General features: G+C 67.4%; 20 protein-coding genes and 1 riboswitch. Of the genes, 15 read left to right on the top strand and 5 right to left on the bottom strand.

Going from position 1 to position 21,972, the window contains the following annotated elements; genetic code table 11:
- Positions 1-6: 6 nt before the first annotated feature.
- Positions 7-846, bottom strand: a complete 840-nt coding sequence (gene thiD, locus AC1DFU_RS06650; RefSeq protein WP_092291454.1) for a bifunctional hydroxymethylpyrimidine kinase/phosphomethylpyrimidine kinase — start codon at positions 844-846, stop codon at positions 7-9.
- Positions 847-944: 98 nt separating this feature from the next.
- Positions 945-1,016: riboswitch (S-adenosyl-L-homocysteine riboswitch) on the top strand.
- A gap of 110 nt (positions 1,017-1,126) precedes the next feature.
- Between thiD and ahcY the strand changes: the two genes are divergently transcribed.
- From ahcY to AC1DFU_RS06630, 4 genes are all read left to right on the top strand, one after another.
- Positions 1,127-2,545 carry an adenosylhomocysteinase gene (gene ahcY, locus AC1DFU_RS06645; RefSeq protein ID WP_441591405.1) on the top strand — a complete coding sequence of 473 codons (1,419 nt, stop codon included), beginning with the start codon at positions 1,127-1,129 and terminating at the stop codon, positions 2,543-2,545.
- A gap of 78 nt (positions 2,546-2,623) precedes the next feature.
- A complete protein-coding gene (locus AC1DFU_RS06640; RefSeq protein ID WP_092291458.1) occupies positions 2,624-2,971 on the top strand; it encodes a phage holin family protein in 348 nt (115 codons plus the stop codon).
- Between the two features lie 12 nt (positions 2,972-2,983).
- Positions 2,984-3,814, top strand: a complete 831-nt coding sequence (metF, locus tag AC1DFU_RS06635; RefSeq protein ID WP_441591404.1) for a methylenetetrahydrofolate reductase [NAD(P)H] — start codon at positions 2,984-2,986, stop codon at positions 3,812-3,814.
- Positions 3,815-3,852: 38 nt separating this feature from the next.
- On the top strand, positions 3,853-4,614 hold the full coding sequence (locus AC1DFU_RS06630) for a Mut7-C RNAse domain-containing protein (RefSeq protein ID WP_092291462.1): 762 nt from the start codon (positions 3,853-3,855) through the stop codon (positions 4,612-4,614).
- On the opposite strand, the gene AC1DFU_RS06625 is transcribed toward AC1DFU_RS06630, so the two are convergent.
- Positions 4,611-5,204 carry a 5-formyltetrahydrofolate cyclo-ligase gene (locus tag AC1DFU_RS06625; RefSeq protein ID WP_441591403.1) on the bottom strand — a complete coding sequence of 198 codons (594 nt, stop codon included), beginning with the start codon at positions 5,202-5,204 and terminating at the stop codon, positions 4,611-4,613. The two genes, AC1DFU_RS06630 and AC1DFU_RS06625, sit on opposite strands and share 4 nt — an antisense overlap.
- A gap of 118 nt (positions 5,205-5,322) precedes the next feature.
- Here AC1DFU_RS06625 and AC1DFU_RS06620 point away from each other — a divergent pair, with 118 nt between their 5' ends.
- From AC1DFU_RS06620 to AC1DFU_RS06605, 4 genes are all read left to right on the top strand, one after another.
- Complete coding sequence (locus AC1DFU_RS06620) at positions 5,323-7,281, top strand: lytic transglycosylase domain-containing protein (protein WP_441591402.1); 1,959 nt, start codon at positions 5,323-5,325, stop codon at positions 7,279-7,281.
- 83 nt (positions 7,282-7,364) lie between these two features.
- Positions 7,365-8,387 (top strand): complex I NDUFA9 subunit family protein, encoded by a 1,023-nt coding sequence (locus AC1DFU_RS06615; RefSeq protein WP_441591401.1) that lies wholly within the window; start codon positions 7,365-7,367, stop codon positions 8,385-8,387.
- Between the two features lie 143 nt (positions 8,388-8,530).
- Entirely contained in the window at positions 8,531-9,220 is a 690-nt protein-coding gene (locus AC1DFU_RS06610) for a glutathione S-transferase family protein (protein ID WP_441591400.1), read from the top strand.
- A 7-nt stretch (positions 9,221-9,227) separates the two neighbouring features.
- Positions 9,228-10,478 (top strand): multifunctional CCA addition/repair protein, encoded by a 1,251-nt coding sequence (locus AC1DFU_RS06605; RefSeq protein ID WP_441591399.1) that lies wholly within the window; start codon positions 9,228-9,230, stop codon positions 10,476-10,478.
- A gap of 10 nt (positions 10,479-10,488) precedes the next feature.
- Here AC1DFU_RS06605 and AC1DFU_RS06600 read toward each other — a convergent pair whose 3' ends face one another.
- Together AC1DFU_RS06600 and AC1DFU_RS06595 are read right to left on the bottom strand one after the other, a co-directional pair.
- Positions 10,489-10,683 (bottom strand): DUF2905 domain-containing protein, encoded by a 195-nt coding sequence (locus tag AC1DFU_RS06600; RefSeq protein WP_092291474.1) that lies wholly within the window; start codon positions 10,681-10,683, stop codon positions 10,489-10,491.
- A 12-nt stretch (positions 10,684-10,695) separates the two neighbouring features.
- On the bottom strand, positions 10,696-11,874 hold the full coding sequence (locus AC1DFU_RS06595; protein WP_441591398.1) for a class I SAM-dependent methyltransferase: 1,179 nt from the start codon (positions 11,872-11,874) through the stop codon (positions 10,696-10,698).
- A 16-nt stretch (positions 11,875-11,890) separates the two neighbouring features.
- On the opposite strand from AC1DFU_RS06595, the gene AC1DFU_RS06590 reads away from it, so the two are divergent.
- The 3 genes from AC1DFU_RS06590 (at position 11,891) to ttcA (ending at position 14,181) form a co-directional block, all read left to right on the top strand.
- Entirely contained in the window at positions 11,891-12,709 is an 819-nt protein-coding gene (locus AC1DFU_RS06590) for an SDR family oxidoreductase (protein ID WP_441591397.1), read from the top strand.
- A gap of 64 nt (positions 12,710-12,773) precedes the next feature.
- On the top strand, positions 12,774-13,166 hold the full coding sequence (locus AC1DFU_RS06585) for a dihydroneopterin aldolase (protein WP_092291480.1): 393 nt from the start codon (positions 12,774-12,776) through the stop codon (positions 13,164-13,166).
- Between the two features lie 70 nt (positions 13,167-13,236).
- Positions 13,237-14,181, top strand: a complete 945-nt coding sequence (gene ttcA, locus AC1DFU_RS06580) for a tRNA 2-thiocytidine(32) synthetase TtcA (RefSeq protein ID WP_441591396.1) — start codon at positions 13,237-13,239, stop codon at positions 14,179-14,181.
- Here the strand turns inward: ttcA and AC1DFU_RS06575 are convergent.
- Entirely contained in the window at positions 14,174-14,986 is an 813-nt protein-coding gene (locus AC1DFU_RS06575) for a DUF6279 family lipoprotein (protein WP_092291484.1), read from the bottom strand. The genes ttcA and AC1DFU_RS06575 overlap by 8 nt on opposite strands.
- A gap of 254 nt (positions 14,987-15,240) precedes the next feature.
- Between AC1DFU_RS06575 and glmU the strand changes: the two genes are divergently transcribed.
- From glmU to ribA, 4 genes are all read left to right on the top strand, one after another.
- Positions 15,241-16,605 (top strand): bifunctional UDP-N-acetylglucosamine diphosphorylase/glucosamine-1-phosphate N-acetyltransferase GlmU, encoded by a 1,365-nt coding sequence (gene glmU, locus AC1DFU_RS06570; protein WP_441591395.1) that lies wholly within the window; start codon positions 15,241-15,243, stop codon positions 16,603-16,605.
- Positions 16,606-16,712: 107 nt separating this feature from the next.
- Complete coding sequence (glmS, locus tag AC1DFU_RS06565; protein WP_441591394.1) at positions 16,713-18,551, top strand: glutamine--fructose-6-phosphate transaminase (isomerizing); 1,839 nt, start codon at positions 16,713-16,715, stop codon at positions 18,549-18,551.
- A gap of 251 nt (positions 18,552-18,802) precedes the next feature.
- Entirely contained in the window at positions 18,803-21,025 is a 2,223-nt protein-coding gene (locus AC1DFU_RS06560; RefSeq protein ID WP_477110318.1) for a catalase, read from the top strand.
- 235 nt (positions 21,026-21,260) lie between these two features.
- Positions 21,261-21,857 carry a GTP cyclohydrolase II gene (gene ribA / locus AC1DFU_RS06555; RefSeq protein ID WP_092291492.1) on the top strand — a complete coding sequence of 199 codons (597 nt, stop codon included), beginning with the start codon at positions 21,261-21,263 and terminating at the stop codon, positions 21,855-21,857.
- The last annotated feature ends 115 nt before the right edge of the window (positions 21,858-21,972 follow it).

The raw sequence follows: 21,972 nt of genomic DNA, 5'->3' as shown, positions 1-21,972 counted from the left end.
CGGTCCTCAACCCAGCGCGCGCGGCGCGAAGGCATGGTTCAGCGGGCCGTTCCCGGCCCCGATGCGCAGCCGGGCCCCGGCGGCGATGGCCTGCGCCACGTAGTCCAGCGCGGTGCTGATGGCATCGGCGAGTGCGTCGCCACGGGCCAGTTGCGCAGCGATGGCGGCCGCCAGCGTGCAGCCGGTGCCGTGCAGGTTCGGCGTGTCGATGCGCGGATGGGTGAACACGCGCACCGTGCCATCGGCCAGCATCAGCAGGTCGTCGAGCCCCCGGCCGTGCGGGCCATCGTCCCGATCATCTTCCAGATGGCCGCCCTTGAGCAGCACGGCCTGGCAGCCTAGCGCGAGCAGGTCGGCGGCAGCGGTCTCCATGTCCGCGCGGCGCGCGATGCGGCGGCCGAGCAGGTAGGAGGCTTCCGGCAGGTTGGGCGTGACCACCAGCGCGCGCGGGAACAGCAGCCGCACCATGGCCTGGCTGGTGGCATCGTCGGAGAGCGTGGCGCCAGACGTGGAAATCATCACCGGGTCCACCACCAGTTGGCGGATACCGTGGCGGTCCACCGCATCGGCCACGGCCTCGACGATGGCGGCCGTGCCGAGCATGCCGGTCTTGGCCGCGTCCACGCCGATGTCCGTGGCGACGGCATCGATCTGGGCGGCCACCATGTCGGCCGGAATGGCGTGCACGCCGGTCACGCCGAGCGTGTTCTGCGCCGTGATGGCGGTAATCGCGCTCATGCCGAAGCAGCCGAGTGCGCTGAAAGTCTTCAGGTCGGCCTGGATGCCGGCACCGCCGCCGGAGTCGGAACCGGCGATGGTCAGCGTGCGGGGTGGCGTGGAAAGCATGTGGGCGGGCAGGATGGCAGGGAGGCTGGAAGAGGAATAGACGGGAAAAAAGTCCGTTTCTCGCGCCGCAGGCGCGGACAGGCACGCTACAATACCGCCACTCCGAGGAGCGTTGCAACGGATGGCCCTCATCCGCCAGGCTCGGAATGTTTCAACGGCGCTCGCTGATCCGTGGTCCGCACGGAGGCGAGTCGACCTATCCGCCCGTTCCGCAATTCGCGCGGGATGCGGCCGTTGTCCCCCCTCGTCACCTGCGTGCCACTCTTCACCGGAGTGAAACATGAACGCTGTGACCGAACTCAAGCAAGACTACCTCGTGGCCGATATCGGCCTGGCCGGCTGGGGCCGCAAGGAAATCGCCATCGCCGAGACCGAAATGCCGGGTCTGATGGCCATCCGTGACGAATTCGCCGCCGCGCAGCCGCTCAAGGGCGCCCGCATCGCCGGTTCCCTGCACATGACCATCCAGACCGCCGTGCTGATCGAGACGCTGGTGGCACTGGGCGCCGACGTGCGCTGGGCCTCGTGCAACATCTTCTCGACGCAGGACCACGCCGCCGCCGCCATCGCCGCGTCCGGCGTGCCGGTTTTCGCGTTCAAGGGCGAGTCGCTCAAGGAATACTGGGACTTCACGCACCGCATCTTCGACTGGACCGACGGCAGCACGCCGAACATGATCCTGGACGACGGCGGCGACGCCACGCTGCTGCTGCACCTGGGCGCCCGTGCCGAGAAGGACGCGTCGCTGATCGCCAAGCCGACCAGCGAGGAAGAAACCTACCTGTTCGCCGCCATCAAGGAAAAGCTGGCCAAGGACCCGAGCTGGTACAGCCGTAACCTGGCCGCCATCCGTGGCGTGACGGAGGAAACCACCACCGGCGTGCACCGCCTGTACCAGATGGCACAGCGCGGCGAACTGAAGTTCCCGGCCATCAACGTGAACGACTCGGTGACCAAGAGCAAGTTCGACAACCTGTACGGTTGCCGGGAATCGCTCGTGGACGGCATCAAGCGTGCCACGGACGTGATGATCGCCGGCAAGGTGGCCGTGGTGGCTGGCTACGGTGACGTGGGCAAGGGCAGCGCCCAGGCCCTGCGCGCGCTGTCGGCCCAGGTCTGGGTGACCGAGATCGACCCGATCTGCGCGCTCCAGGCTGCCATGGAAGGCTACCGCGTGGTGACCATGGACTACGCCGCCGAGCACGGCGACATCTTCGTCACCTGCACCGGCAACTACCACGTCATCACGCACGACCACATGGCCAGGATGAAGGACCAGGCCATCGTCTGCAACATCGGTCACTTCGACAACGAGATCGACATCGCCTCGGTGGAAAAGTACCAGTGGGACGAGATCAAGCCGCAGGTGGACCACGTGGTGTTCCCGGACGGCAAGAAGATCATCCTGCTGGCCAAGGGCCGCCTGGTGAACCTGGGCTGCGCCACGGGCCACCCGTCGTACGTGATGAGCAGCTCGTTCGCCAACCAGACCATCGCCCAGATCGAACTGTGGGCCGAGCGTGACACCGGCAAGTACCCGGTGGGCGTGTACACCCTGCCGAAGCACCTGGACGAGAAGGTCGCGCGCCTGCAGCTGAAGAAGCTGAACGCGCAGCTGACCGAGCTGACCGAGCAGCAGGCCGCGTACATCGGCGTGCAGAAGCAAGGCCCGTACAAGGCTGACCACTACCGCTATTGATCGGCGGGAGGTGTCCCCCCCCTCTCCCGTTCGCGGGGGAGGGGGGAAATCGACAGGCAACCTGGAAAAGGAGTCGCAATGAGACTGTTGGCCGTTTGGATCATCAATGCCGCCTCGCTGTTCCTGGTCGGAAGCGTCATCTCCGGCATCTCGCTGGGCGGGTTCGGCTCGGCGATGATCGCCGCGCTGGTGCTGGGCCTCGTCAACACGCTGATCCGGCCCATCCTGGTCATTCTGACGCTGCCGGTCACGCTGCTGACGCTGGGCCTGTTCATCTTCGTCATCAACGCGCTGCTGTTCCTGTTCGTCGGCAACCTGCTGTCGGGCTTCGTGGTGCAGGGCTTCGGCGCCGCGCTGCTGGGCTCCATCCTGTACAGCGTGATCTCGTGGGTGCTGTCGAGCCTGTTGCTCGGCGACCGCGACTGAGACTTTATTCGCATGACAGACCGCTACTACAGCTTCGAATTCTTCCCGCCGAAGACGGCGGAAGGCACGGAGAAACTCCGCAACACGCGCGCGCAGCTGGCTCCGCTGCAACCCAAGTACATCTCGGTGACGTTCGGCGCCGGCGGCACCACGCAGCAGGGCACGCTGGACGCCGTGCTGGAGATCCAGCGTGATGGCATCGAGGCCGCGCCGCACCTTTCGTGCGTGGGTTCCACGCGCGACAGCATCCGCCAGATCCTGAAGACGTACCGCGACGGCGGCATCCGCCATGTCGTGGCGCTGCGGGGCGACATGCCGTCCGGCATGGGCGAAATCGGCGAATTCCGATACGCCAACGAACTCGTGGAATTCATCCGCGCCGAGACCGGCGACTGGTTCCACATCGAGGTGGCGGCGTACCCCGAGTACCACCCGCAGGCGAAGTCGCCGCGCCACGACCTCGACAATTTCGTCCGCAAGGTCCGCGCGGGCGCCGATTCGGCGATCACGCAGTACTTTTACAACGCCGACGCCTACTTCCGTTTCGTCGACGAAGTGCGCGCGCTGGGCGTGGACGTACCGATCGTGCCGGGCATCATGCCGATCACGAACTACTCGCAGCTGATGCGTTTTTCGGAAATGTGCGGTGCCGAAGTGCCGCGCTGGGTGGCCAAGCGGCTGGAGTCGTTCGGCGACGACCGGGAGTCCATCCGCGCGTTCGGCCTGGACGTGGTGACCGGGCTCTGCGACCGCCTGCTGGCCGCCGGCGTGCCGGGCCTGCACTTCTACACGCTCAACGCCGCCGGCGCCACCAAGGCGGTCTGGGAACGGCTGAAGCTGTAACTTCCATCGGACGGGGTCATGGGGGCATACTGCGCCCCATGGTTCCCGCCACCGTCACCGCCACCTTCCGCTTCTACGAGGAGCTGAACGATTTCCTGGCGCGCACCCGACGCCACCAGGACATCGTCGTGCCCTGCGCCCGCGCGGCCACGGTCAAGCACATGATCGAGGCGCTCGGCGTGCCGCACACCGAGGTGGAGTTGATCCTGGTCAACGGCGAATCGGTGGCATTCGACCGCCCCGTGCAGGACGGCGACCGCGTGGCCGTCTATCCCACCTTCGAAGCCTTCGACATCTCGCCCCTGCTCCGCGTGCGCGATCAGCCACTGCGCGAGACCCGTTTCGTTGCCGATGCCCATCTGGGCGGCCTGGCGCACCTGCTGCGCATGACCGGCTTCGATACCCTCTACGACAACCATTTCGAAGACAGCGAGATCGCGCGGATTGCCGCCGAGGAGGGCCGCATCGTGCTCACGCGCGACCGCGAACTGCTCAAGCGGCGCGGCGTGACGCACGGCTGCTATGTACGGGCGATCAAGTCGGCGCTCCAGGTGCGCGAGGTCTTCCGGCGGCTCGACCTGGCCCGCAGTGCGCGTCCGTTCTCGCTGTGCCTGGACTGCAATGTGCCACTGCATCGGATCGACAAGTCGGAAGTGGACGGCCGCGTACCCGAGGGCGTGCTGGCGCGGCACACGCGCTTTGTCACCTGCCCGCACTGCCGGCGGGTGTTCTGGGAGGGGTCGCACTGGCGCAAGATGCGTGCGCTGGTGGACGAATTGCTAGCCGAGGAGAACGCTTAGAACGCGCCGCCTTCGGTGACGATCCAGTCCATCGGCAGGTCGTGTGGCTGGGCCTGCAAGGGAATCTCGCAGGCCGCGAAGCCGATGCCGATGGACACCGGCGTTTCTGCGAGGGCCGCCAGCGTGCGGTCGTAGAAGCCGCCGCCGTAGCCGAGGCGGAACTTATCGCGGCTGAAACCGACACAGGGAATGAGCAGCGCGTCGGGCAACACGGCCTCGGTGCCATCGGGCACGGGAATGTCGTAGTGGCCGGCGCGCATTGTCGTCTCGGGCGTCCAGGCGTGGAAGTCCAGCGGCGTGCCGGGGCGGCTGACCACCGGCAGCGCGGCCTGGCGGCCCGGCATGCCGGCCAGCCATTGCACGATGACGGCGCGTGCGTCGAATTCGCCCTGGATCGGCCAATAGAAGCCCACGCGTCGCGCGCCCAGGCGTTCGAGCAGGGGCGCCAGGGCGGCACCGATGCGCGCGTCGGCCTCGGCGCGATCCGACAGGCCGGCGCGCAGCGCGAGCAGTCGCCGGCGCAGCGCGCGGCGCTCTTCGAGGAATGGCAGGTTTTCTGCCCCGTTGTCTGGGGCCTGTTCAGGCTGCATGGCGTGCAATAATGGCCGGCACCGCGATCGATCGATGGATCGACATCCGAATACCAACACGCGCGGGGCGCGACCGGGTACCCCGGCGCCGCGCGCGGACCAACAAGGGATAGCAAGAATGCCGAAGGGAGTATATCTGCGCCGTGCGCAACGCGCCGCGTGGCTGGCAGGACTGGGGGCGTTGACAGGTGCATTGCTGGCCACGCCGGCCTACGCCCAGAAGCGCCCGGCGCCGCAGCCGGCCGCGCTGACCATCCCCAGCAATCCGGACGATGCCTTTGTCGCGCTGCGCGAGGCTGCCCGCAAGAACGATGTGGACCGCACGGCCGCCATCTCGGCCACGCTGGTCGACTATCCGATTCCGTCGTATGTGGAGTATTTCCGCATCAAGCCGCAGCTGTTCGATGCCAGCGGCCTGGCCCGCATCGACGCGCCCGACGAGCAGGTGCGCGTGTTCCTGAAGCGTTACCAGGGCGAGGCGATTGCCGACCGCATGCGCAATGACTGGCTGCTGGTGCTGGGCAAGAAGCGCGACTGGGCCAACTTCGACGTCGAATACCCACAGTTCGTGCTGAAGGACGACACGCAGGTGGAGTGCTACGCGCTGTTGTCGAGTGCGCTCAAGGGCAAGAACGTGGCCGCCGATTCGCGCGCGGTGCTGGCGGACCCGCGCTATTACGGCGAGGGCTGCGTCGACCTGATCAGCTATCTGGCGCAGAGCCAGCAGATCCAGCGCAGCGACGTGGCGTTCCAGGCACGCCAGGCGCTCGAACTGAATTTCACGACGCTGGCGGCAAGGATCGCCGCGACCGTGCCCGACGCACGCGTGGACAGCGACACGCTGGCCACCGTCGTCAAGATGGCCCGCAACGATCCGGCCCAGGCTGCGGCCTACCTGACCGCCTCGGGCGGCACGCTGTCGCGCGACGAGCAGGGCGCCGGCTGGGGCGTGATCGGCCAGTACGCGGCCAAGAAGCTGATGCCCGAAGCGGCCGGCTACTACAAGAACCAGATGACGTTGGGCGGCAACCAGTGGCTGTCCGATGAATCGCAGGAATGGCGCGTGCGCGCCGCGCTGCGCCAGGGCGACTGGAAGCAGGTGCGCCAGGCTGTGGAGCTGATGCGCCCCGAGATGCGCGCCAAGGACCCGGCGTGGATCTACTGGTACGCCCGCGCGCTCAAGGCCGATGGCCGCACCGCGGACGCGCAGACGCAGTTCCAGACCATCGCTGGCCAGTTCAACTTCTACGGCCAGCTTGCCACCGAGGAACTCGGCAACCGCATCACGCTGCCGCCGCGCACCACGGTCTCCGATGCCGAGGCGATGGCCATGCGCACGCGGCCCGGCTTCGTGCGCGCGCAGAAGTTCTATGACCTGAACCTGCGCTTCGAAGGCAATCGCGAGTGGAACTGGGAGCTGCGCAGCATGAGCGACCGCGAACTGCTGGCCGCCGCCGAGTACGCGCGCAAGATCGAACTGCTCGACCGCACCGTCAACACGGCCGACCGCACCAAGGCGGAGCACGATTTCTCGCTGCGTTTCGTCATGCCGTACCGGGACATCATGCAGCGGGCCACCGACGACGTGGGCCTGGACATGGCCTGGGCCTATGGCCTGATCCGCCAGGAATCGCGTTTCATCATGAACGCGCGCTCGTCGGCCGGCGCGCATGGCCTGATGCAGGTGATGCCGGCCACGGCCAAGTTCGTGGCGCGCAAGATCGGCATGACCGACTTCTCGCCGTCGATGATGAGTGACCCCAATATCAACATCCTGCTCGGTACAAATTACATGAGCATGGTGCTGACGGACCTGGACAGCTCGTGGACGCTGGCCTCGGCGGGCTACAACGCTGGCCCGGGACGGCCCAAGAGCTGGCGCAGCAGCCTCTCCCGGCCGGTAGAAGGCGCGATCTTTGCAGAGACGATTCCGTTCACGGAAACGCGAACTTATGTCAAGAATGTGCTTTCCAACGCTACGTACTATGCTGCATTGATGAGCGGCCGGCCCCAGTCTCTCAAAGACCGCCTGGGAACGGTCGCGCCGTCCTCGGTCACGACCACCAGCCTGCCTTGATGTAGCGGGGCCAGCAGGAGGCGCCGTGACTCCGGGCGCGCATCGAGAGATGCCAGCGTTACGTGACCGTCACGGAGCCCACCATGCTGACCAGTAATGTCCTCGTGATCGGTGGCGCCGGATTCATCGGCAGCCACCTCGTCTCCCGCCTTGCCGGCGCGGCCTCCGCCTCAGGGGTGCCGCGCAATCCCGCCACCAATCCCGACAGTCCCATCGCGCCAGAGCGCATCCTGGTGGGCTCGCGTCGTGCCGAGCACGCCCAGCACCTGTTGCTGCTGCCGCGCGTGGAAGTCTGCGAACTGGGCCTGGCCGACGCCGCCGCGCTGGACGACGCCATTGGCTCGGTCGGCGTGGACGGCATCGTCGTCAATCTCGTCGGCGTACTGCATGGCGACCGGGGCGACCCATATGGCCCCCAGTTCGCCGCCGCGCACGTAGACCTGCCGCGCCAGATCGTGGCCTCCTGCCAGCGCACCGGCGTTCGCCGGCTGATCCATATGAGCGCGCTCGGCGCGGACGCGCAGGGGCCGTCGATGTACCTGCGCAGCAAGGGCGAGGGCGAGCGCATGGTGCGCGAGAGCGGGCTCGACTGGACCGTCATGCGGCCGTCGGTCGTGTTCGGCCCGGACGACCACTTCCTGAACCTGTTCGCCCAGATGCAGCAGATGGCCCCCGTGGTGCCGCTGGCCTGCGCCCAGGCGCGCTTCCAGCCCGTGTTCGTGATGGATGTGGTGGAGGCCTTCCTGCGCGCGATGGTCAACCCGGCTACGGTCGGCCAGGTCTACGAGGTGGGTGGGCCGCAGGTCTACACGCTCGAGGAACTGGTGCGCTTCGCCGGGCGGGCGTCGGGCCATCCGCGCCCGGTCATCGCGCTGCCCGATGCGCTGGCGCGCGTGCAGGCGGCCGTGCTCGAACACATGCCCGGCGGCCCGGTCATGTCGCGCGACAACCTCGACTCGATGCGCCTGGACAACGTGCTGCACGCGCCGATGTCGGCCGAACTCGGCCTGGAACCGGCCAGCCTGGAGTCCGTGATGACCGATGTGCTGGGTGGCCGCAACCGCGAGGCGGCGCTCCAGGCCATGCGGGAGAGCGTGCACCGCTGACCCCCAACATCGCTCCCTCTGACGCCGATGTGACTTGCGCTCACAGCCTTGCGAGCGCAATTCATTTGGAGGCGGCGCGGCCCACTCGCTAGAATCATCGGTTCAGGCCATTTTCCCTCCCCCCCGCCCCCCAAGGAATCGCGATGAAACTCGTCATCGGCAACAAGAACTACTCGTCCTGGTCGCTGCGCCCCTGGCTGCTGCTGCGCCAGGCTGGCATCGCGTTCGAGGAGATTCCCGTGCGGCTGGGCACGCCCGGCTTCACGGCGCAGATCGCCCAGTACTCGCCGGCCGGCAAGGTGCCGACGCTGGTGGATGGCGACGTCACGGTCTGGGATTCGCTGTCGATCTCGGAATACCTGGCCGAACGTTTCCCCGAGAAGGCGCTCTGGCCGGCTGACCCCGCCGCGCGCGCGCTGGCACGTTCGGTCTGCGCCGAGATGCATTCGGGCTTCGCCAACGTGCGCAACCAGTTGCCGATGAACGTGACTGCCGTGCTGCCCGGCTGCGGCTGGAACGTGGCCGTGCAGCGCGAGGTGGAGCGCATCGCCACGATCTGGACCGACCTGCGCACACGCTTCGGCGCCGAGGGCCCGTTCCTGTTCGGCACCTTCTCGGTGGCGGACGCGTTCTACGCGCCCGTGGTCTCGCGCTTCGCCACCTACGGCATCCACCTGCCCGAGACGGCCAAGCAATACGCCGATTTCATCCTCGCGCTGCCGGCCATGCAAGAATGGATCGCCGCCGCGCGCGAGGAACGCGATTTCCTGGCCGACGACGAGCCGTACCGCACCGTGCCGGACCATCCGGACGCCATCATCATCCATCACTAGGAATTTCATGCAGGTCTATGCCGTGGGCGGCGCCATCCGCGACCAGTTGCTGGGCAAGCCGAGCCAGGACCGCGACTACGTGGTCGTCGGCGCCACGCCGGCCGAGATGGAAGCGGCCGGCTACAAGCCCGTGGGCAAGGACTTCCCGGTCTTCCTGCATCCGCGCACCAAGGAGGAGTACGCCCTCGCGCGTACCGAACGCAAGACGGCGGCGGGCTACAAGGGCTTCGCGTTCTACTGCGCGCCCGACGTCACGCTCGAGGATGATCTGGTCCGGCGCGACCTGACCGTCAACGCGATGGCGCAGGCCGTGGACGATGCCGGCCAGCTCGTCGGGCCGATCATCGACCCGTACGGCGGCCAGCGCGATCTGGACGCGCGGCTGTTCCGTCATGTCTCCGATGCCTTCGCCGAAGACCCGGTGCGCATCCTGCGCGCGGCGCGTTTCGCGGCGCGCTTCCATGACTTCTCCGTGGCGCCCGAGACCGTGGCGCTGATGCGCGCGATGGTCGAGGCGGGCGAGGTCGACGCGCTGGTGCCGGAGCGGGTGTGGCAGGAACTGGCGCGCGGGCTGATGGAGGCGAAGCCGTCGCGGATGTTCGACGTGCTGCGCGAATGTGGCGCGCTGGCGCGGCTGCTGCCCGAGCTGGACCGGCTCTGGGGCGTGCCGCAGCGCGCCGAGTATCACCCCGAGGTGGATACGGGCGTGCACGTGATGATGGTGGTCGATCATGCAGCCGCGACCGGCGCGTCGCTGCCGATCCGCTTCGCGGCACTGGTCCACGACCTCGGCAAGGGCACCACGCCGGCGGACGTGCTGCCGCGCCACATCGGCCATGAACAGCGCAGCGTGAAGCTGCTCGAGGCGGTCTGCGAGCGGCTGCGCGTGCCGAACGACTGCCGCGACCTGGCGGTGCTGGTGGCGCGCGAGCACGGCAACATCCATCGATCGATGGAATTCGGCGCCGCCGCGCTGACCCGGCTGGTGGAGCGCTGCGACGCGCTGCGCAAGCCGGACCGCTTCGCGGAGGCCCTGACGGCCTGCGAGGCCGACGCGCGTGGTCGGCTAGGTTTCGAGGATCGGGATTATCCGCAGACCGAACGCCTGATGGCGGCACGGGCAGCGGCGGCCTCGGTCGATGCCGGCGCCATCGCCAAGGCCTGCGCGGACCGGCCGGACCTGATCAAGGAACGCGTGCACAAGGCCCGCATCGCGGCGGTGGCGGAGAAGCTGGGGCTGGGCGCGGAGCCCGACTGAAGGGCTACGCCTACAGCAGCTTCCCAATCGCCAGCGCGATCAGCGACAGCAGGATGGTCGAGGCGAACGGCAGCACGTACTCGCGCTTGAACAGCCGGAAGCGCACGTCGCCGGGCAGCCTGCCCAGGCCGATCTTCTGCAGCCACGGCAGCGAGGCCGACAGCACGATCACGCAGAGGAAGATGGTGAATGTCCAGCGCAGCATGGCGGCTGTTCCTCAGAGTGCGTGAACGCGGTCGCCGCGTGCGAAGCCTGCCAGCGGCAGCGCGTCGTCCAGACCGCGCGTCAGCACGATCACCTTGAACAGCTCGCCCATCTCGGCCTCGGACAGCAGCTTCTGCACCGCGTTGGCATGGGGCAGGAAGGCGCGGGCGTCGGTCGGGTCCAGCTCCATCAGCAACTCGGTGATCCCGGCGTTCATCAGGAAGCGCGCCTGCGAGGCGAAGCCGGCCACGGACAGCCCGGCGTCCACCGCCGCCTCGGCGATGCCGGTGAAATTGACGTGCGCGGTGATGTCCTGCAGCCCGGGATACAGGAACGGATCGGGGTGCGCGTGGTGGCGGTAGTGGCACATCAGCGTGCCTTCGGCGCGCTGCGGATGGTAGTACTCGGCCGCCGGGAAGCCATAGTCGATGAAGAACGCCGCGCCGCGCGTCAGCATGGCGCCCACCGCCCGCGTGAAGCCTTCGGCCTCGGCATGGGTCTCGGTGACCATGTCGTGGTCGCCCGGCAGCGCGCGTAGCGCGTCGGGGACGGCGTTGTCTGCCAGCGGACGGTCCTCGAACGTGAACTTCCCGTCGGCTAGCGCCACGCCGCGCTCGTGCCAGCGGCCGTCCAGGCGCGCGAACAGCCGCACCGGCATGGCGTCCAGCACCTCGTTGCCGACGATGACCCCTTCGAACTGCGCGGGAAGCTCGTCCAGCCACTGCACGCGACTAGCCAGGTGCGGCGCGCGGGCGGCCAGCGTTTCCTGCTGGCGTACGCGCAGCTCGCCCGACAATTCGACGATCTGGTAGGTCTCGGGCAGCGCACCTTCGGTTTCCAGGGCGAGCAGCAGGTCCGCCGCGAGGCGGCCCGTGCCGGCGCCGAATTCGAGCACGCGCGGCAGGTCCAGGGCGATCAGCGGTGCGAACTGGCGGGCCAGCGTGCGGGCGAAGAAGGGGGTCAACTCGGGGGCGGTGATGAAGTCGCTGCCGTCCCGGGCATCGCGGCCGAACTTGGCGGCGCCGCCACTGTAATAGCCGAGCCGGGGGGCGTAGAGCGCCAGCGCCATGTAGCGATCGAAGCCGATCCAGCCGCCGGCGGCCTCGATGGCGTCGCCAATACAGGTGGTCAGGGCCGCGGAGGCGTCCAGCGCGTCGGCGGGGGGAAGGGGTAGACTAGCGACTTTCTGCATACCGCGAATTGTAGCAATGCCAGATTCCCTGACTGCTGGCGCCTCCGGCGCCCACCCTGCCGCCGCGCGCGGCGTCGCCCTCGTGACCGGCGGCGCGCGCCGCCTGGGCCGTGCCATCGCGCTGGAACTTGCCACGCGAGGCTGGGACGTGGCGATCCACTGCAACCGCTCGCGCGACGAAGCCGTGACGCTCGCCACGCAGATCCGCGGCCTGGGCCGCCGCGCCGCCGTGCTGCAGGCCGACCTGTCCGACGAAGCCGCTACCAGCAAGCTGGTCGCGGCCTGCGCCGACGCGCTGGGCGTACCGACCTGCCTGGTCAACAACGCCTCGCTGTTCCAGTACGACGTGGCGACGAGCTTCTCCTACGCCTCGCTCGACACCCATATGCGCACCAACGTGGCCGCGCCGCTGCTGCTGGCGCGTGAGATGCACAAGGCGCTTGGCGCCGATGGCAACCAGACCGCCCAGCGCGGCGTGGTGATCAACCTGCTCGACCAGAAGCTCAACAACCTGAATCCGGACTTCCTGTCGTACACGCTGTCCAAGGCCGCGCTGCAGACCGCCACGGTGCAGCTGGCCCAGGCGCTGGCGCCCCGGCTGCGGGTGGTGGGCGTGGCGCCCGGCATCACGCTGGTGTCCGGCGACCAGTCCGACCCCGGTTTCGTCCGCGCGCACGGCATGACGCCGCTGGGCAAGTCGTCCACGCCGGACGACATCGCCCAGGCCGTGGCCTACCTCGCTGGCGCCCACGCCGTGACCGGTACCACCCTGTATGTCGATGGCGGCCAGCACCTGATGCCGCTGGCCCGCGACGTGATGTTCCTGACCGAGTGATCCCAATCCCCGGTCGTTTTTAAGCATTTTCCGATTTACCGCAGCACCTGCCCGACGCCCCACCATGACCTTCGCCGCGCTTTCCCACCCCAGCCTGCAAGGCTGCCGCCGCATGTTCCTGCGCAACTATGAAGTGCAGATCAATATCGGCGTGCACGAATTCGAGAAGAAGGGCGAGCAGCGCGTGCTGGTCAATATCGACCTGTTCGTGCCGCTGGACCAGAGCACGCCGCAGGCCGACAAGCTCGAGGAAGTGGTGGACTACGACTTCATGCGCAGTACCGTGGCCGCGCGCATGGCCCAGGGCCACATCCACCTGCAGGAAACCCTGTGCGATGACGTGGCACGTGCCATGCTGAAGCATCCGAAGGTGCGCGCGGTGCGCGTTTCCACGGAAAAGCCCGATGTCTACCCGGACTGCGATTCGGTCGGCGTCGAGGTGTTCCACGTCAAGTAGAATACGGGCCCGTCCGACAGGGCCATCCGACGGGCTTCTCAAGGCCCGCGCCCCGCATCAGGTATGTCTTATGAGTCACTCCGCTAACTTCTATCGCCTCGAAACCCGCCTTCAGTCGCTGGCCGGCAAAGCCATCGGCGACTTCGGCATGATCGAGGACGGCGACACCGTGCTGGTCTGCATGAGTGGCGGGAAGGACTCGTACACCATGCTGTCGGTCCTGATGGCGCTCCAGAAGCGCGCGCCGATCCACTTCAAGCTGATCGCGATGAACCTGGACCAGAAGCAGCCGGGTTTCCCGGAACACATCCTGCCCGAGTATTTGAAGTCCACCGGGGTGGAATATGTGATCGTCGAGGCGGATACGTATTCGATCGTCAAGGAGAAGGTGCCCGAGGGCAAGACCACCTGCTCGCTGTGCTCGCGGCTGCGCCGGGGCGTGATCTACCGCACGGCCAAGGAGCTGGGCGCCAACAAGATTGCGCTGGGGCACCATCGGGACGACATCGTCCAGACCTTCTTCCTGAACATGTTCTTCGGCGGGAAGATGAAGGCGATGCCGCCCAAGCTGTCGACCGATGACGGCCAGCACATCGTGATCCGGCCGCTGGCGTATTGCGCGGAAAAGGACATTGCGTCCTACGCGCGGGCGATGGCCTACCCGATCATCCCCTGCAACCTGTGCGGCTCGCAGGAGAACCTGCAGCGCAAGAAGGTCAGCGAGATGCTGCAGGGTTGGGAGCGCGAGAACCCGGGCCGCATCGACAATATCTTCGCGTCGCTGCGCAACGTGGTGCCGTCCCACCTGGCCGATACCGACCTGTTCCCGTTCACCGGGCTGGCCACCGGCCTGGCCAAGGTGGACGAGGCCTCGCTGTTCGGCGAGACCACCTTCACCCAGCAGGCGCTGACCTTCACCGGCAGCGCCGAGCCGAATCGGATGGAGTTCGTCCGCTTCGACAAGCTGGCCGAGAAGGCACCCAGCGCCGATACCCCGGCCACCCCTCTTATTTAGACGCCTGCGACGGGCCTGCCTCGCGCATCAGCGAGCGGGTATCGTCGATCCATTTCTGGAAACGGTCCACCGCGTGGGCCTTCTGCTCGGGCGTGGTCAGGTTGGCGATGGTCACGGTCAGGTCCACCCCGGCCTCGTTAGCCTGCCGGATCTGCGCGCGCTCGGCCGCCGGGCGCTGCCAGTGGTCGGCGTACTTGCGCAGCATGTCCTCCACCTGCGACTTGGGCGGATGGGTCGTCGAGACCTCCCGGGCAATCCCCAGCCATTCCTGCTGCCGCTTCACGCGCTCCGCATAGCGGGCGTCGGCGCCCTGCATGTACGGCCCCATCGCGGCGCGGATCTTCTGCGCCTGATCGTCCGAGAACTTGCCGTAGACCAGCTTGGCGTAGTCCATGACCTTGTCGAAACGGGCGTTCGAGCGAGCCTGCGGGTCCGATTTCAGGAATTCCTTGCGATATTTGGCGTTGCTTTCGTTGAATTTCGATTCCATGCGCTGGATCTGCTCCGGCGTCAGCGTCAGCATCAGGTCGGCCAGGTCGGGTATGGCGTTCTCGAAGGCCTGGCGGCCCAGCCGCTGGGTGTCCTCGCGCGCGTGGCGCACCATCGACGCGTCCACCGGGCCGGCCACCTCGCTCTTGACCCGCGTCAGCACGTTGGCGATCTCGGGAAGCTGGGCGCGGCGGTGCCAGGAGAAGAACCGGGCGATGGCCTCGCGGGTGGGCGGCTCCTGGTCGTCCGTGACATCCACATAGCGATCTACCCACCAGTAGGCGAGCCGATCGCCCTGCTGATAGCCGAGTTTCATGGCGTTACAGCCACCCAGCGCCAGGACGACGGTAAATGCTGCAAATCCTGCAAAAATGCGCCGTCGCCAAATGTGAAAAACGGAAACCACCGGCGGTCGGGCGCAAGGCGCCATGCTAAAATCGCCGCGCATGTTTTCCCGCCTCGCAGATCGCCCGCCAGCCCAGTCCTGACAAGGGTTTGGAGGGATTGAAGAGATCGCTTGGTACGGGTTTTCGCGCTTATTATCAGACACACTCACTTAGGGACCTCCTTGTGAATATCGTCATTCTTGCCGCAGGGATGGGAAAACGGATGAATTCCGCCCTGCCCAAGGTCCTGCATCCGGTTGCCGGGCGGCCGATGCTCGCCCATGTGCTCGACACCGCGCGCACGCTTTCGCCGTCGCGCCTCGTCGTGGTGGTTGGCCACGGTGCGGAGCACGTGCGCGAGGCCGTGGCTGCGCCGGACGTGGCGTTTGCCGACCAGACCCAGCAACTTGGCACCGGCCACGCCGTGATGCAGGCGCTGCCGATGCTCGATGACAACCAGCCCACGCTGGTGCTCTATGGCGACGTGCCGCTGACCACCGCCGCCGCGCTCGAGGCCCTGGTCCATGCGGCCGGCGCCGAGCGCATGGGCGTGCTCACCGTCGAGATGCCCGATCCTACCGGATACGGCCGCATCGTACGTGACGCCGCCGGCAACATCGTGCGCATCGTCGAACAGAAGGATGCCAGCGACGAGATCCGCGCCATTCGCGAGATCAACACCGGCATCATCGTCTGCCCGACCGGCCACCTGCGCCGCTGGCTTGCCACGCTGGGCAACAACAACGCGCAAGGTGAGTACTACCTCACGGACACCATCGAGCGCGCCGCCACCGAGGGCGTGGAGATCGTCTCCGCCCAGCCGGCGGCCCTGTGGGAGACGCTGGGCGTCAACAGCAAGGTCCAGCTGGCCGAGGTGGAGCGCATTCACCAGCGCAACCTCGCACAGCGCCTGCTCGAGGCCGGCGTGACGCTGCTGGACCCCGCGCGCATCGATGTGCGCGGCCAGCTTACGTGCGGACGCGACGTGACCATCGACGTCGGCTGCGTGTTCGAAGGCCGCGTGCATCTGGACGATGGCGTGCACATCGGCGCGCATTGCGTGATCCGGAATGCCACCATCGGCGCCGGCGCACGCGTGCAACCGTTCTGTCACATCGAGGAAGCAAAGATCGGGCCGGCGGGCCGGATCGGGCCGTACGCGCGGCTGCGCCCCGGCACCGAGCTGGGCGAGGATGTGCATATCGGCAACTTCGTCGAGGTGAAGAACAGCCAGGTCGGGGATCACAGCAAGGCCAACCATCTGGCCTATGTGGGCGATACCACGGTGGGCCAGCGCGTCAACATCGGCGCGGGTACCATTACCTGCAACTACGATGGCGTGAACAAGAGCCGCACGGTGATCGAGGACGACGCGTTCATCGGCTCGGACACGCAGCTGGTGGCGCCGGTGACGGTGGGCCGTGGCGCCACGATCGGCGCGGGCACCACGCTGACCAAGGACGCGCCAGCCGGCAAGCTCACGCTCTCGCGGGCCAAGCAGATGACGCTGGACGCATGGCAGCGCCCGGTGAAGCAGCCGAAGCAGTAAGCTAAGTCAGTCAACGTCAGTCAGGCCGGGCCCGGGGAGGGCCGGCCATCATCATTCAGCGGGTTGCGGCGCGCGGCGCGAGGCAACCCAAACGGGGGGTTCACAAGATGTGTGGCATCGTCGGCGCGGTTTCCACGCGCAATATCGTTCCGGTCCTGATCGAAGGCCTGCGTCGCCTGGAGTACCGCGGCTATGACTCGTGCGGCGTGGCCATCGTGCGCGACGAGATGCTCGAGCGCGCGCGCACCGTGTCGCGCGTGGCCGATCTGGACACGCAGACGCAGTCGTCCGGCCTGGCCGGCACGCTGGGCATCGCCCACACGCGCTGGGCCACGCACGGCAAGCCCGATACGGTCAACGCCCACCCGCATTTCTCGGACGAGACCATCGCGCTGGTGCACAACGGCATCATCGAGAACTACGAGCCGCTGCGCGACGAACTGCGCGCCGTGGGCTACGGCTTCGAGTCGCAGACCGACACCGAGGTGGTCGCCCACCTGATCCACCAGGCCTACACCTACCCGAGCAGCGCCACGCGCGGCAACCTGTTCGGCTCGGTGCGCGTGGTGACCAAGCGCCTGCACGGCGCCTACGCGATTGCCGTGGTGGCCAAGGACAACCCGGACGTGGTGGTGGGCGCGCGCGCCGGCTCGCCGCTGGTGGTGGCGCTGGGCGAGAACGAATCGTTCCTGGCCTCCGACGCGCTGGCCGTGGCCGGCACCGCCAACCGCATCGTCTATCTGGAAGAGGGCGATGTGGTGGAGCTGACCCGTGCCGGCGCCACCATCCGCGACGTGAACGACGTGGAAGTCGTGCGCGAGGAGCGCGTGGTGGAAGCCCACGCGGCAGCCGTCGAGCTGGGCCCGTACCGCCACTTCATGCAGAAGGAAATCTTCGAGCAGCCGCGCGCGCTGGGCGACACGCTGGAAGGCATCGTCGCCATCGCGCCCGAACTGTTCGGCGAGAAGGCGGCCGAGGTATTTCCCGACATCGACAACATCCTGATCCTGGCCTGCGGCACCAGCTACTACTCGGGCTGCACGGCCAAGTACTGGCTCGAGTCCGTGGCGAAGATCCCGACCCAGGTGGAAGTGGCCAGCGAATACCGCTACCGCGACACCGTGCCGAACCCGCGCGCGCTGGTGGTGGTGATCTCCCAGTCGGGCGAGACCGCCGACACGATGGCTGCGCTGCGCCATGCCCGCGACCTCGGCCACACCCACACGCTGGCCATCTGCAACGTGGCGACCAGCGCGATGGTGCGCGAGACCGAGATGCGCTTCCTGACGCGCGCCGGCACCGAGATCGGCGTGGCCTCGACCAAGGCGTTTACGACCCAGCTCGCCGCGCTGTACATGCTGACGCTGGCGCTGGCCAAGGTACGCGGCCGGCTGACCGAGGAAGAAGAGGCAGCCGCGCTGACCAACCTGCGCCACCTGCCCGTGGCGCTGCATGGCGTGCTGGCGCTGGAGCCGCAGATCATCGCCTGGTCGGAAGACTTCGCGCGCCGCGAGAACGCGCTGTTCCTGGGCCGGGGCCTGCACTACCCGATCGCCCTCGAAGGCGCGCTGAAACTCAAGGAAATCTCATATATCCACGCGGAAGCCTACCCGGCCGGCGAGCTGAAGCACGGCCCGCTGGCGCTGGTCACCGAGGCGATGCCGGTGGTGACCGTGGCGCCGAACGACGCGCTGCTGGAGAAGCTGAAGTCCAACATCCAGGAAGTGCGCGCGCGCGGCGGCCGGCTCTACGTGTTTGCCGATGCCGACACGCATATCCAGTCGTCCGATGGCATCCAGGTGATCCGCCTGCCCGAGCACTACGGCGCGCTGTCGCCGATCCTGCACACGGTGCCGCTGCAACTGCTGGCCTACCACACGGCCTGCGCACGCGGGACGGACGTGGACAAGCCTCGGAATCTGGCTAAGTCGGTGACGGTGGAATAAGGCGGGGCCGCCGCCCGGAGAGCAAGACACGGCAAGCGGTTTTACAAGCCGGATGTAAAAGGAAGCCACGGTGTGCACGCACCGTGGCTTTTTTTTTGTCGCCCCCAATCCCGGCTTGCCAGACGTGGCGCGGCCTGGCGGGGAGCCGGTGCGCGCCGAGCCCCCGGTGGCACGGTATCTGCGGAAGCCATAGACTCCAATCGGCTCCAATCCGCGATACCCAGCCACCGAACGCCACCGAGGGACCCCACATGACGAAAAAGACCGCACCGTCCGCCGCCCAGCCACCCGGCAAGAAAGGCGACACCACGCCGCCCAAGCCACAAGGCATCGGCAACAACAACGACGGCAGCTACGAGCGCGCCGTGGCGGACCGGCTGGCCGAGCGGCCAAAGCAGCTGGGTTCGGACTCGGTCGGCAATCTCGTCTCGAACCGTGACCGCACGCTGACCACAAACCAGGGCCTCCAGATTCCGCAGGACGACGACTCGCTCAAGCTCGGCCTGCGCGGCCCCACGCTGCTCGAGGACTTCCACCTGCGCGAGAAGATCACGCACTTCGACCACGAGCGCATTCCCGAGCGCGTGGTCCACGCGCGCGGCGCGGCGGCCCATGGCTATTTCGAGCTGACCGAGTCGCTGGCTGACGTGACCACCGCCGCGTTGTTCACCGAGGTTGGCCAGAAGACCCCAGTGTTCGTGCGATTTTCGACCGTGGCCGGCTCGCGCGGCTCCGCCGATCTGGCGCGCGATGTGCGCGGCTTCGCCACCAAGTTCTATACGCGGCAGGGCAACTTCGACCTGGTCGGCAATAACATCCCGGTGTTCTTTATCCAGGACGGCATCAAGTTCCCGGATTTCGTCCATTCCGTGAAGCCGGAACCGCACAACGAGATCCCGCAGGCCGCGTCGGCGCATGACACGTTCTGGGATTTCGTGTCCCTCCAGCCCGAGTCGATGCACATGGTGCTGTGGACCATGTCCGGCCGCGCCATCCCGCGCAGTTTCCGCACGATGGAGGGGTTTGGCGTGCATACGTTCCGCCTTGTCGATGCAGAGGGGCAGGGCACGCTGGTCAAATTCCACTGGAAGCCGGTGGGCGGCGCGCATTCGCTGGTCTGGGACGAGGCGGTCAAGATCAACGGCAAGGACCCCGATTTCCACCGGCGCGACCTCTACGATTCGATCGAGGCGGGCCAGTTTCCCGAATACGAGTTCGGCGTGCAGCTGGTGCCGGAGACCGACATGCTCAAGTTCGGCTTCGATCTCCAGGACCCGACCAAGCTCATTCCGGAGGAACTGGCGCCGGTGCGGCGCGTGGGGCGGATGGTGCTGAACCGCAACCCGGACAACTTCTTCGCCGAAACCGAGCAGGTGGCGTTCCACCCGGGCCACATCCTGCCGGGCATGGATTTCACCAACGATCCCTTGCTGCAGGCGCGGCTGTTCTCGTACACCGATACCCAGCTCACGCGGCTCGGCGGGCCGAATTTTCATGAAATTCCGATCAATCGCCCGCTCTGCCCCGTGCATAACAACCAGCGCGACGGCTTCGGCCGGCAGACCGTGGTGCAGGGTAAGGAGAGCTACCAGCCGAACTCGGTCAGCGGCGGCTGCCCGTTCCTGGCCGGCGATGCCGACGCCTACCGGCATTTCGCTGCCGCCGCCGAGGACGGCGCGGTGAAGGTGCGCATGCGCGCACAGACCTTCGCCGATCATTTCTCGCAGGCCAATCTCTTCTGGCGCAGCCAGTCCGACGTCGAAAAAAGGCAGATCGTCGATGCGTACGCGTTCGAACTCTCAAAGGTCTTCGACCCCGCCATCCGGGCGCGCGTGGTGGGGCAGATCCACCATATCGCCGTGGAACTGGCGGAGCGCGTGGCGCAGAAGCTCGGGATTCCCGTCGAGCCGGTCGGGCCGAACGTGCAGATCAACGACTACGGCGTACCGGCCTCGCCCGCGCTGAGCCTGGACGCCCAGCCAAAGGGCGACATCACGGGCCGCAACATCGCCGTGCTGGTCAACGATGGCGTGGACGACGCGGCCATCGCCTCGCTCAGGAAGCTGGCCGAGGCGGCGCGCGCCAATCTCAAGATCATCGGCCCGCGCGCGGCGAGCGTGACTACGGCGAAGGGCGCGGCGCTGCCGGTGGACCATGCGCTGTCGTCGGTCGGCTCGGTGCTGTTCGATGCGGTGTACGTGCCCGACGTGGCCAAGCCCCCCGCCGAGCCCGATCCGGACGCGCTGCTGTTCATCAAGGAGGCCTACAAGCACTGCAAGGCCGTGGGCGCGGGCGGCTCGGGCGCCGTGATGGTGGCCGAGGCCGCGCGCTGCGCGGGGCTGGCCGGCGGCTTCGCGGGGCCGGGCGTGGTGATCGCCAAGACCGAGGACCCGGCACGGCATCGGGAATTCCTCGATGCCGTGGGCCAGCATCGCTGGTGGCAACGGCCGGACGCGATGCGCATTCCCGCCTGAGCGCAGGCGGCGCGAAAGCGTCCTAAGGGGCACTCGTCAGGCGACCCCGCCGTCGCCCGAGAGTGCCCGCTCGGCATAGGGGTACCTGCAGCGATACCTATAGCGAGAGGCGTTTCGCGGTATCCTTGCCGGCATGCCGCGCGCCACAGCCCCCTCAGGGTGGCGCGCAGTGCGCCTGTCCCGGCCCGCATCATGCGCGCCCGGGCCCCACGGCGCCCCCCGCGATCACAGGAATATGAAAGACCTAGAAAGTGAGCTGATCGGCTCCGCACGGCTGCCGACCCGCTACGGCGAATTCACCGCCCATGCCTTCCAGGGCGTGGACAGCCGCACCGAACACCTGGCGCTCTCCATGGGAGACATCTCGGGCGAGAACGTTCTCGTCCGCCTGCATTCCGAATGCCTGACCGGCGACGTCTTCGGCTCGTGCCGCTGCGACTGCGGCGAGCAGCTCGACCTCGCCATGCAGAAGATTGCCGAGGAAGGCCGCGGCATCCTGCTCTACCTGCGCGGCCACGAAGGCCGGGGCATCGGCCTCTCGAACAAGATCCGCGCCTATGCGCTGCAGGACGGCGGGCTGGACACGGTCGACGCCAACCTCGCGCTCGGCCAGGCCATCGACGGCCGCACCTACGCGTTCGCGGCGGACATGCTGCGCCAGTGGGGTGTGAAGTCGGTCCGCCTGATGAGCAACAACCCGATCAAGATCCGGGCGCTCGAAGACGCCGGCCTGGCCGTGACGGAGCAGATGCGTCACATCGTGCCCGCCAACGCCGAAAACGAGAAATACCTCGCCACCAAGCGGTCCCGCATGGGTCACCTGCTGGACTGATTCAGCGGGTGTAGGCGAAGGCCGACAACCGCTTGCGCAGCCTCCCGACAGCTTGTCCGGGTCCACTCTCCTATCGTGGATATAAGGTCCGCGCCATGCTCGGCATGGCGCGGGA

The organism is Cupriavidus sp. 10L45 (assembly GCF_056395225.1).
The sequence above is the reverse complement of the archived record's forward strand: the minus strand, read 5'-3'. Positions and strand labels throughout refer to the sequence as shown.